Source organism: Denitratimonas organivorans, assembly GCF_037478135.1.
Lineage (GTDB): Bacteria > Pseudomonadota > Gammaproteobacteria > Xanthomonadales > Xanthomonadaceae > Denitratimonas.
This window is the reverse complement of sequence record NZ_JBBHDV010000011.1, coordinates 71,028-83,356: the sequence shown is the minus strand read 5'-3', so window position 1 is coordinate 83,356 and position 12,329 is coordinate 71,028. Positions and strand designations below refer to the sequence as shown.

At 65.7% G+C, this 12,329-nt stretch carries 7 protein-coding genes; 6 read left to right on the top strand and 1 reads right to left on the bottom strand.

Going from position 1 to position 12,329, the window contains the following annotated elements; translation table 11 throughout:
- Positions 1–75: 75 nt before the first annotated feature.
- From WDB66_RS11725 to WDB66_RS11700, 6 genes are all read left to right on the top strand, one after another.
- Positions 76–441 carry an endonuclease domain-containing protein gene (locus WDB66_RS11725; RefSeq protein ID WP_339398776.1) on the top strand — a complete coding sequence of 122 codons (366 nt, stop codon included), beginning with the start codon at positions 76–78 and terminating at the stop codon, positions 439–441.
- 346 nt (positions 442–787) lie between these two features.
- On the top strand, positions 788–5,257 hold the full coding sequence (gene gltB, locus WDB66_RS11720; protein ID WP_339398775.1) for a glutamate synthase large subunit: 4,470 nt from the start codon (positions 788–790) through the stop codon (positions 5,255–5,257).
- Between the two features lie 84 nt (positions 5,258–5,341).
- Positions 5,342–6,751: an FAD-dependent oxidoreductase gene (locus WDB66_RS11715; protein ID WP_339398774.1), complete on the top strand. Its 1,410-nt coding sequence runs from the start codon at positions 5,342–5,344 to the stop codon at positions 6,749–6,751.
- A gap of 106 nt (positions 6,752–6,857) precedes the next feature.
- Entirely contained in the window at positions 6,858–7,247 is a 390-nt protein-coding gene (locus tag WDB66_RS11710) for a hypothetical protein (protein ID WP_339398773.1), read from the top strand.
- Between the two features lie 111 nt (positions 7,248–7,358).
- Positions 7,359–9,743, top strand: a complete 2,385-nt coding sequence (locus WDB66_RS11705) for a Tex family protein (protein ID WP_339398772.1) — start codon at positions 7,359–7,361, stop codon at positions 9,741–9,743.
- Positions 9,744–9,747: 4 nt separating this feature from the next.
- The gene (locus WDB66_RS11700; protein WP_339398771.1) at positions 9,748–9,945 is read left to right on the top strand and encodes an oxidoreductase-like domain-containing protein; all 198 of its coding nucleotides are present in this window, start codon (positions 9,748–9,750) and stop codon (positions 9,943–9,945) included.
- Positions 9,946–10,013: 68 nt separating this feature from the next.
- Here WDB66_RS11700 and WDB66_RS11695 read toward each other — a convergent pair whose 3' ends face one another.
- Positions 10,014–12,185 carry a M12 family metallo-peptidase gene (locus tag WDB66_RS11695; RefSeq protein WP_339398770.1) on the bottom strand — a complete coding sequence of 724 codons (2,172 nt, stop codon included), beginning with the start codon at positions 12,183–12,185 and terminating at the stop codon, positions 10,014–10,016.
- Between the last annotated feature and the right edge of the window lie 144 nt (positions 12,186–12,329).

Here is a 12,329-nt window from a genome sequence, read left to right as displayed (position 1 = left end):
GGGGAGAGGGTGACTTCGGAAAGACATCGCGGCAATCAGGCAACATCTGGCAATACCTGACCCGGAGCAACCGCCATGACGCTGCTCGAACGCGCACGATATCTGCGCAGCCACCAGACCGATGCCGAGCAACATCTCTGGTACAGGCTGCGGGCCAAGCGATTTCTGGGCCTGAAGTTCAAGCGCCAGAAACCCGTCGGCCCGTACATCGTCGACTTTATCTGCTTTGACCCGCCACTGATCGTCGAAGTCGACGGCGGGCAACACGAGCAGCAGGCCACTTATGACCAGCACCGTGACGGATTCCTTCGGAACGAGGGCTTCACCGTTTTGCGCTTCTGGAATCACCAGGTGCTTGGGGAGACCGAGGCGGTACTGGAAGCGATCCTCGCCGCAGTGACGGCGTTGCGCGGGAACCAAAAACCGCAGGAATTGAGCTGAGGCTGCGAGAAATCCTCCCTCTCCCCCAACCCCTCTCCCGCAGGCGGGAGAGGGGAGCGGAACGCTATTCCGACAAGTTGGCCGATGGGCTTTCCTGCCTCCAGCGCGACTGGCGCGTGGCACGAATCCATTGAAATTTTTTATTGCGGCACTGCAACAAACTGTGTTTTATTCGACTCCCAACCCAACGGCGCGTCGCGGCCATCCGGCTGCCGGCGGCGCTGTCCTGGCAATGCATGGAAGTGTCGCCGCAGGCAGGTCCGGTGTCGATGTGCACAGCATCAGAGCCGGCGCGTGACCATCCGGATCGGATGTCCGGACGGGCATCACGACACAAGGAAGGCACATGGCGTCGACCCACACCCGGGGGCTGCTCGACCCGCGACTTGAGCACGACAGTTGCGGCTTCGGCCTGATTGCCCAGCTCGACAACCAGCCCAGCCGCTGGCTGGTGGACACCGCACTGTCCTCGCTGGCGCGCATGTCGCACCGCGGCGCGATTCTGGCCGATGGCCGTACCGGCGACGGCTGCGGTCTGCTGTTGCACCGGCCCGAGGAGTTCCTGCGCAGCGTCGCGGACGAGGCCGGCATCCGTCTGGGGCATGGGTTCTGCGCCGGCAATATCTTCCTGCCGCAGGATGCCGGCAACGCGCAGCGCGCCCGTGCGGTGCTGACCGAAGAACTGGAACGGGTCGGCATCCAGGTCGCCGGCTGGCGCCGGGTGCCGATCAACGAATCGGCCTGCGGCCCGATCGGTCTGGCCTGCCTGCCGCGTATCGAACAGGTGTTCGTCTGCCCGCAGGCAGCGACCGGCCAGGCCGGGATGCAGCGCATGCTGTTCCTGGCACGACGCCGCGCCGAGATGCGTCTGGCCGATATCGAAGACTTCTACGTCGTCAGCCTGTCGGCCTCGACCCTGGGCTACAAGGGACTGGTGCTGGCCCCGGCGCTGGCTGATTTCTTCCCCGATCTTGCGCACCCGGCGATGGCCTCGGGCGTGGCCCTGTTCCACCAGCGTTTTTCCACCAATACCGCGCCGCGCTGGCCGCTGGCGCAGCCGTTCCGGCTGCTGGCGCACAACGGTGAAATCAACACCATCGAAGGCAACCGCCGCTGGGCCACGGCGCGCGTCGCCAAGTGGCATACGCCGGCACTGGATCTGCGCGAACTGCAACCGCCGATCTCGATGCACGGCTCGGATTCTCAGAGCATGGACAACATGGTGGAACTGCTGCTGGCCGGCGGCATGGATCTGCTGTGCGCGATGCGCATCCTGGTGCCGCCGGCAACCTCGGTGCTGGAACACACCGATCCGGATCTGGCCGCGTTCTACCAGTATTTCGGGCTGAACTGCGATCCGTGGGACGGCCCGGCCGGCATCGTGCTGTGCGATGGGCGTTATGCCGCCTGCACCCTGGACCGCAACGGCCTGCGCCCGGCGCGTTGGTCGCTGACGCGCGACCGGCACCTGACCGTGGCCTCGGAAACCGGGGTCTGGGATTGCCCGCCGCAGGAGATCGTGGCCAAGGGCAAGCTCGGCCCCGGCGAAATGCTGGCGGTGGACCTGTATTCGGGCGAGCTGCTGGACAACACCCGCATCGATGCCATCAACAGGAGCCGCGCACCGTTCAAGCGCTGGCTGAAGAACGGCCTGAAATATGTCGAGCAGGATCTGATCGACCCTTCACTGGCGGCCGAACCGATGGACCCGGCCACGCTGAAGCGTTACCAGAAGCTGTTCACGCTCTCGCGCGAGGAGCGCGAATCGGTGCTGCGCGTGCTGGCCGAAACCGAGCAGGAAGCCACCGGCTCGATGGGCGATGACACCCCGATGGCGGTGCTCAGCCAACAGCAGCGTTCGCTCTACGACTATTTCCGCCAGGCCTTCGCGCAGGTGACGAATCCGCCGATCGATCCCTTACGCGAGTCGATCGTGATGAGCCTGTCGACACCCATCGGGCGCGAAGGCAATCCGTTTGAACTGACGCCGGAAAGCGCACACCAGGTGATCATCAATTCGCCGGTGCTGAGCCAGCGCAAGCTGCGCCAGATCCTGGCGATGGATGCCTTCCGCCAGTCCCAGACCACGCTGCATCTGTACCACGACCCGTCTTCCGAATGCTTGCGGCAGGCGCTGCTGCGCCTTTGCGACGAGGCCGAGCGCGCGGTGCGCGAGGGCGCGGTGATCCTGATGCTGAGCGATCTTGATCCGCCGGCCGGGCACAATTTCGTGCATCCGCTGCTGGCCACCGGCGCGATCCATGACCGTCTGGTGCGCAGCGGCATCCGCTGCGACTGCAATCTGATCATCGAAACCGCGACCGCGCGCGATCCGCACCATTTCGCCTGCCTGATCGGCTTCGGTGCCACCGCGGTGTATCCGTATCTGGCCTACCAGACCCTGTTCGACCTGGGCCGCGCCGGCATTCTGGATGCCAAGCGCGGCAGCGAGCCGGCGCAGCTGGGACGCAGTTACCGGCGCGGCATCTGCAAGGGCCTGTACAAGATCATGTCGAAGATGGGCATTTCCACCATCGGCAGTTATCGCGGCGCGGGCCTGTTCGAGATCATCGGGCTGGAGCGCGATATCGTGGATCTGTGCTTCCCGGGCACACCCTCACGCATCGGCGGAGCGAGCTGGGAAGCGTTGCAGCAGGAAGTGGAAGCGCAGGTGCGCGCCAGCGCCGACCAGACCACGCCGCTGCCGCCCGGCGGCCTGCTCAAATACGTGCACGGCGGCGAATACCACGCCTACAACCCGGACGTGGTCGGCAGCCTGCAACGCGCGGTGCGCAGCGGCGATTACGCCGATTACAAGGTGTTCGCCGAGCACGTGAACGCGCGCCCGGTCACGACGCTGCGCGATCTGCTCGCACTCGATCCTTCCCGCACCCCGATTCCGCTTTCCGAAGTGGAGCCGGCGGAAAACCTGTTGCCGCGTTTTGATTCGGCCGGCATCTCGCTCGGCGCGCTGTCGCCCGAAGCACATGAAGCACTGGCCATCGCGATGAATCGCCTCGGCTGCCGCAGCAATTCCGGCGAAGGCGGTGAAGACCCGGCGCGCTACGGCAGCGAGAAGCGCAGCAAGATCAAGCAGGTGGCCTCCGGTCGCTTCGGCGTCACGCCCGAGTATCTGGTCAATGCCGAGGTGTTGCAGATCAAGGTCGCGCAAGGCGCCAAGCCCGGCGAAGGCGGGCAGTTGCCCGGTCACAAGGTCAACGAACTGATCGCGCGGCTGCGCTACGCCAAGCCCGGCATCGGCCTGATTTCCCCGCCGCCGCATCACGACATCTATTCGATCGAAGACCTGGCCGAACTGATCTTCGACCTGAAACAGGTCAATCCGACCGCGCTGGTCAGCGTCAAGCTCGTCAGCCATGCCGGCGTGGGCACGATTGCCGCCGGCGTGGTCAAGGCGCATGCCGATCTGATCACCATTTCCGGCTACGACGGCGGCACCGGTGCCTCGCCGCTGTCTTCGGTCAAATACGCCGGCACGCCGTGGGAACTGGGCCTGTCCGAAGCGCAGCAGGCACTGCGCGCCAACGGACTGCGGCACACCGTGCGCCTGCAGGCCGATGGCGGGCTGAAGACCGGGCTGGACGTGATCAAGGCGGCGATCCTGGGGGCAGAAAGTTTCGGTTTCGGTACCGCGCCGATGATCGCGCTGGGCTGCAAATACCTGCGCATCTGCCATCTGAACAACTGCGCCACCGGCATCGCGACACAGGATAAACGCCTGCGCGAACAGCACTTCATCGGCCTGCCGGAAATGGTGATGAACTACTTCCGCTTCGTGGTGGAGGAAACCCGCGAATGGATGGCCGTACTCGGCGTGCGCCGGCTTGAAGACCTGATCGGCCGCACCGAATACCTGACGATTCTGGAAGGCACCACCGCCAAGCAGCGCGGCCTCGATCTTTCCCCGTTGCTGTCCGATGCCGGCGCCGCGCCCAATGCCGCGCGTTTCTGCACCGAGCCGGCCAACACCCCGCACGATGACGCGCCACTGGCACGGCAGATGCTGCAACAGATCGGCCCGGCCATCGAACACCGCAGCGGCGGCGATTTCCATTTCACCGTGCGCAACAGCGACCGCGCCATCGGTGCCACACTGGCCGGCGAGATCGCGCGCCGCCACGGCAATCACGGCATGGCCGATGCGCCGCTCAGGCTGCATCTTGCCGGGGTGGCCGGGCAGAGTTTCGGCGCGTTCAACGTCGCCGGTCTGGAGCTGCTGCTCGAAGGCGACGCCAACGACTACGTCGGCAAGAGCATGGCCGGCGGCCGGCTGGTGCTGCGGCCACCACCCGACAGCCGCTTCGAAGCGCGCCACGCGCCGATCATGGGCAACACCTGCCTGTATGGCGCCACCGGCGGCGAACTTTATGCCGCAGGCCGCGCCGGCGAACGCTTCGCGGTACGCAATTCCGGCGCCACCGCCGTGATCGAAGGCGCCGGCGACCACTGCTGCGAGTACATGACCGGCGGCGTGGTCACCGTGCTGGGGCGCACCGGGGTCAACTTCGGTGCCGGCTTCACCGGCGGCTTCGCCTATGTGCTGGACATGGAGCGCGATTTCGTCGACCGCTACAACCACGAACTGATCGACATCCACCGCTTCTCACCGGAAAGCATGGACAGCCAGATCCAGCACCTGCGCCAGCAGATCCTGCACCACGTGGCGCATACCGGCAGCGTGTGGGGGCAGCAGATCCTCGGTGACTTCCGCGATTTCGTCGGCAAGTTCTGGGTGGTCAAGCCACGCGCGGCCTCGCTGGAAAGCCTGATCAACACCCTGCGGAGGGCGGCATGATGAACACCGCAATCGCTTCGATGAAAGCCACCGCAGCACCGTGGTCCAGCGCCTTCAACGGCCGCGGCAACAGGAGAAGCGGCGATGGCTGATCCGCTGTTCCAGTTCATCGACCTGCCGCGCCGGATGCCGGCCCCGCTGCCGACGCCGGTGCGCGTCAACGGCTGGCAGGAGATCTACGGCGGCTTCGATCCCGATGCAGCTGCGGCGCAGGCCGCGCGCTGTCTGGATTGCGGCAATCCCTACTGCGAGTGGAAGTGCCCGGTGCACAACTACATCCCGAACTGGCTGGCGCTGGCGCGCGCCGGACGCCTGTTCGAGGCCGCCACGCTGGCGCACGAAACCAACCCGCTGCCGGAAATTTGCGGAAGGATCTGCCCGCAGGACCGCCTCTGCGAAGGTGCCTGCACGCTCAATGACGACTTCGGTGCGGTCACTATCGGGGCCATCGAAAAGTACATCGTCGATGAAGCCTTCCGTCAGGGCTGGCGGCCCGATCTTTCGCAGGTCAAAGCCACCGGCAAACGCGTGGCGGTGATCGGTGCCGGCCCGGCCGGGCTGTCCTGCGCTGATCGTCTGGCACGGCATGGCATACAAGCGCACGTGTTCGACCGCCACCCGCAGATCGGCGGCCTGCTGAGCTTCGGCATCCCGACCTTCAAGCTGGAAAAGGAAGTCATCGCCACCCGCCGTGGCGTGCTCGAAGCGATGGGCGTGCACTTCCACCTCGGCGTGGACATCGGCCGCGACCTGCCCTTCGCCGAGCTGCTGCGCGACTACGACGCAGTCTTCGTCGGCACCGGCGCCTATACCCCTGTTGATGGCCGCCTGCCCGGCCAGCACGGCGCCGGCGTGCACCTGGCGCTGGACATCCTGACCGCCAATGCACATCGGCTGCTGGCCGGAGACAGCACGCCCGATCCGCGCCTGGACATGGCCGGCAAGCGCGTTGTCGTGCTCGGCGGCGGCGACACCGCGATGGACTGCGTGCGCACCTCCGTGCGCCTGGGCGCGGCGCAGGTCACCTGCGCCTACCGCCGCGATGAAGCCAATATGCCCGGCTCACGCCGCGAAGTCGCGAATGCGCGCGAGGAAGGCGTGCAATTCGCGTTCAACCGCCAACCGCTGGCGATCGAACATGACGAACACGGCACCCTGCTCGGCGTGCGCGAGGCCCAGACCCGCCTCGGCCTCGCCGACTCCCAAGGCCGGCGCAACGCCGAAATCGTCGAAGGATCCGAACAACTGCTGCCCGCAGACACGGTCATCCTGGCCTTCGGCTTCCGCCCCAGCCCCGCGCCGTGGCTGGCCGAACACGGCGTCGCGCTGGAGGCCGATGGCCGCATCAAGGCACAGGATGCCGGCCTGCGCTACCAGACCAGCCATCCGAAGATTTTTGCAGGCGGGGACAATGTGCGCGGTGCGGATCTGGTCGTCACCGCCGTGCATGACGGGCGTGAGGCCGGGTTGGCGATTGCGCGCTATCTGGCCTGACCCTACCGCCTCCCGGCAGGAGCGAGCTTGCTGGCGACCGCTCGCAGGGAAACTTCAGCCACGATGAGCAACAATCGCGGCCGAAGCCCTCCTGCATAAAGCTCCCATGCCTCAAATCGCATCCAGAGTCCTGTGGCTGTGCCTCATCGCCTTGTGTACGGGCTGCACCAGTCTAGGCGAGACACGCCTGCCTGCATGGACGGATAAATACTCCCTCAATATGCATCTGGGCATGCTCAGCGAAAGCGAATGCCTCGCCCACGATGGCATCTGGTCTGGTGTCGAAGGTGCCGAGCTGGCGTTGTGCAAACAGCGCATCACCGACATCGGCCAACCCTGTACCGATCATGCACAGTGCCAGGGAATCTGTCAGACCTCCCACACCATCAAACCCGGCAAGCGAGCTGAAGGCCAATGTTCCGCCTATCCCGGCCTTGGCTGCACCCAGGGCGTGTCGCGTGGCCGTGCAGAGGCGATTCTGTGCGCTTGTGAGTAGCCCAGACCCAACGCGCCAAACAAGGCCAGCTAAACTTCCGCCCCCGCCGTCGCTCCCCGATGGCGTTTTCGTCTGGCGGCCAGCGTGGCCGCGTTTCATCGGAAAGGATCCATGTCCCAACTCCAACACCGCATCGCCCAGACCATCGCCACCGATATCGCGGCGCAGCCCGCCCAGGTCACTGCCGCCATCGCCCTGCTGGACGAGGGCGCGACCGTGCCGTTCATCGCGCGCTACCGCAAGGAAGTCACCGGCGGGCTGGACGATACGCAGCTGCGCCTGCTGGAAGAGCGGTTGTCCTATCTGCGCGAACTCGAAGATCGGCGTGCGGCGGTGATCGCCAGCATCGAGGAGCAGGGCAAGATGAGCGATGCGCTGCGCGCCGACCTGCTGGCGGCCGATACCAAGGCGCGGCTGGAAGACCTGTACCTGCCCTACAAGCCCAAACGCCGCACCAAGGGCCAGATCGCACGCGAAGCCGGGCTGGAGCCGTTGGCAGATGCACTGTTCAATGATCCATCCCTGACACCCGAGGCGGTTGCCGCCGGTTATGTCGATACGGAAAAGGGCGTGGCCGATGTGAAGGCCGCGCTCGATGGCGCGCGCGCGATCCTGCTGGAGCGCTTCGCTGAGGACGCCGCGCTGGTCGGCGAGATGCGCAACTTCCTGCACGCCCATGGCCGGGTACGGGCGCGCGTGATCGCCGGCAAGGAAACCGAAGGCGCCAAGTACCGCGACTATTTCGACCATGTCGAAGCGGTGGCGCAGATTCCCTCGCATCGCCTGCTGGCGCTGTTCCGCGCCAGCAAGGAAGGCATCATCGATCTGGCGCTGCTGCCGTTTTCCAGCAGCGCACCGAAAATCGTCGCTTCCGATGCGCTGGACGACGCCATCGCCGCCGGCCATGCCGAGGCCGAAGGCCGGGTCGCGGTGCATGTGGGCATCGCCGATCATGGCCGTGCCGGTGACCGCTGGCTGCTCGATACGGTGCGCCAGACCTGGCGGGTGAAGCTGCATCTGCACCTGACCATCGACCTGTTCGGCCAGGCCCGCGCCGCCGCCGAGGACGAGGCGATCCGCATTTTCGGCGACAACCTCAAGGATCTGCTGATGGCCGCGCCAGCCGGCTCGAAAGTGGTCATGGGGCTGGATCCGGGCATCCGCACCGGGGTCAAGGTGGCCGTGGTCGATGCCACCGGCAAGCTGCTCGATACCGCCACCGTGTTCCCGCACGAGCCACGCCGCCAATGGGATGCCTCGCTGGCTGAGCTGGGCGTGCTGTGCAAGAAGCACGGGGTGACCCTGATCGCGATCGGCAACGGCACCGCCTCGCGTGAGACCGACAAGCTGGCCGGTGAACTGATCGCCAAGCTGCCGGGCGCGAAGATCGGCAAGATCGTCGTCAGCGAGGCCGGCGCCTCGGTGTATTCGGCATCGGAACTGGCGGCGAAGGAATTTCCCACGCTGGATGTCTCGCTGCGTGGCGCGGTTTCGATTGCGCGGCGTTTGCAGGATCCGCTCGCCGAACTGGTCAAGATCGACCCCAAATCCATCGGCGTGGGCCAGTACCAGCACGATGTGAACCAGGTGAAGCTGGCGCGCACGCTGGATGCGCGCGTGGAGGACTGCGTGAACGCGGTCGGCGTGGACGTGAACACCGCGTCGGCACCACTGCTGGCGCGCGTGGCCGGGCTGTCGGCCAGCGTCGCCGAAAACGTGGTCAAGCATCGCGACGCCAATGGCGCGTTCACCAGCCGCAAGGCGTTGCTGAAGGTGCCGCGCCTGGGCGAAAAGGCGTTCGAGCAATGCGCCGGCTTCCTGCGCATCGCCGATGGCGACAACCCGCTGGATGCTTCCTCGGTTCATCCGGAAGCCTATCCGCTGGTCGAACGCATCCTGGCCAGCAGCGGGCGCGAGGTGAAGCAGGTGATCGGCGATACCGGCTTCCTGCGTTCGCTGAAACCGGAAAACTTCACCGATGAGAAATTCGGCCTGCCCACGGTGCGCGACATCCTCAAGGAACTGGAAAAACCCGGCCGCGACCCGCGCCCGGAGTTCAAGACCGCCGCCTTCGCCGAAGGCATCGAGGACATCCGCGACCTGAAGCCCGGCATGATCCTGGAAGGTGTCGTGTCCAATGTCGCCGCGTTCGGCGCCTTCGTCGATCTGGGCGTACACCAGGACGGGCTGGTGCATGTCTCGGCGCTGTCGGAGAAGTTCGTGAAAGACCCGCGCGAGGTGGTCAAGGCCGGCGACATCGTCAAGGTCAAGGTGATGGAAGTGGACATCCCGCGCCAGCGCATCGGCCTGTCGATGCGGCTGTCCGACGAGCCGGGCCAGACACGCAGCGGCGGGCCGGCGGGACGCGAACGCGATGCGCGCCCGCATGGTGGCCCGCGTGGTGCCGATCGCGGTTCCGCACGCGGCGGCGCAGCTGCCGCAGTCAACGCCGGTTCGGCGCTGGCCGACGCCTTCGCCCGGGCTCGGGCAAAATGAGGCGATGAGCACGCCTGACGCCATTCCCCTGCCCGATCCGGACCCGCGCCCGCTGCCACCGGAACCGCCACTGCCCAGCGACTGCTGCGACAGCAGCTGCTGCCCCTGCGTGCATGACATCTACAGCGAGGATCTCCAGTACTACCGCGAGCAACTGGCGGCATGGCTGGAACGGCACCCGGATGCGGAGCCTTCCACATAACGCCGCTTCCCGGCATCCCGACGAAGCGGGATGCTGGAATTCACCGACTCATCTGGCCGGTACAACAGCTATTCGAAACCGTTGGCGAACAGGATGCCGCCGCGCAACTGCACGCTGGCGCTGGCCGATTTCGCACCACCGCTGCCGGTATTACCGTTGTCGTTGATCGTGATCTGCAAGTTGGCCGGGCCGGTGAAACCAGGCCCCGACATGCGCGCTGTGCCGGCCGCGAAATAACTGTTGAGCGCCGACAGGCTGCCATTGAAGGTTCGGGTACCGCCGCTACCCGAGGCCGTGACCCCGCCGCCACTGGCGCCACTGAGCGTGACTCCGGACGGCGCCACCAGCGTCACCGTCATGCCGCCACCGCCGGCATCCACATCGGCGAAAACGACGCCGGATACCGGTACGTTACCAGTCGTGAATACCGGCAGAAATGCCGGTGCCAACAGCGTTGGCGCATCGTTGACCGCGTTGACCGTGATCGTGCGGCTGACAGAGTCACTTTGCGCACCACCGCTGCCGCTGTGGCCGTTGTCGTTGATAGCGATGCTCAAGGTCACGTTGGCGGTGGCGTTAAGCGCGGTGGTGTAACGCACGTTGCCACCTGCCAGATAGCTGTTGAGCGCCGTCCGGCTGCCTTGCAGGGTTCGCGCATTCGGCGTGCCACCCCCGACAACACCGCCTGAGCTTGGCGCGCTCAGACTGCCGGTTGGCACCGTGAAGGTCGCGGTGAGACTGCCGCTGCCGGCATCCGGATCGGCAAAGGAAATTCCATTCAGCGAACTTGCCACGTCCTCGGTGACAGTGAAACTGGCGGGTGTGGTGATCGTCGGCGGCTGGTTCGAGGTGCCCAACGGCAGCACGCAACTGGCCGGCTGGCTCGCGATGCGGCTATTGAGGATCGTGACCTGGACGGGATGGAACAGCCCCGCGTTCTGGTAGCTGCCACCGCACGTCAGCAGATGGCAATAGCTCATCAAGGTGCCACGAGGCGCGCCCGCCCCGCTGCTCGGGCAAGATGTCGGACCGTTGTAGCAGCCGATTGACCCTTCGAAATTCGAGCACTGGTCCAGCGTATTGGTCGATGCCGGGCGCGCGCCCGATGTATTGGTGCAGTGGGTGTGATCCAGGCCGAAGTTGTGGCCCAACTCATGTGCGACCAGCGTCACGTCCTGCGCGGCCGGCAGCGAGGACGAAATAAACACCCGGTTGACGCTGTAGTGGCCAAACGTTTGTCCACCCCAGGACGTGCCCGTGGCGTCGCAGAAGTTGCCCGAAGTCAGGAGCCACGCGATGCCCTGCGCACCGCCACCCGGGATTTTTCCCGAGATCATCAGCGCAAAAGCCCGCGGGACCGCGCTGTAATTGTCCTTCCAGTACCCGCCGAACTCGTTGAGCTGATCCGACATCGAGGAGCCGGGCGCGGAGGGATAGGGGTCCGCCGTGGTCGAAGGACGAAGGATCTGGTGGCCGATCTGCAGTTGAAGCTGCGCCCCGCCCGCAGCGGCGTCCAGTTCATAAAAGGCACTCATGCCGGCCACCAGGGCGGCGAGATAGTTGCTGGCGTTGGTCGTGTTGTTATTGAACTTCAGGTTCAGCAGTTCGTTGTCGGTATCCAGCGCCAGCGTCACCCGGCGGGTCGCGGCCTTGGCTGCGGCAGGCGATGCTTCGGTCATCTGGGCGATGCGGTTCAAGCCCGCCAGTTTGCCGGTTGCCACCGGGCCATGCAGGCCTCCCATGCAATCCGATTCGGGCAGGCTGCCGTCCGGGAGCGCCGCATCGGTGGAGGTCCCGGTAAGACGCAAGCCGCCACGTGCGGCCTTCACCTCGAGGCGGTAGGTGCCATCGTCTGCCAACAACAAGCCTTCGCCCTGATTGCCATCGGGCATCAGCGACAGCGCGATGCGCTCGCCGGGGCGGCTGCCGATGTAATGCCGCAGCGCGCTGCGCGGGGCAGGCTCCAGGCCCTCGGCACGCGAGACCCAGAGCTGAGCATCGTCTGCATAGACCTCAATCCGCCGAAACGTCCAGTCGCTTTTGGCCTTTCCCTCCGCAGGCGCGCCCACGTTGCGGAGTGTTGCCTGTACCGTGGCCTCGGCCGACAGACCTTTCAGACGGGCAAGGTCGTCAGCATCCAGACGCAACGTCAACGGCGTCTGCGCGAAAGCAAAAGCCGGCAACCCCGCCAATACCAGCGCCAGAATCCTGGCACCGGCGCTGTGGCTTATCGTAATCATGTGAATCTCCGCACCCCTGAAGGGATGGTGGTTGCCCTGTCAAACAAGGATACCGAACGAGGCTGAGCCCGAATGAACCAGCCCACCATTTCCCGGTGCAGGCAGGCGATGTCACCCCCAGCGGTGTTGCCGAACCGCGGGCCT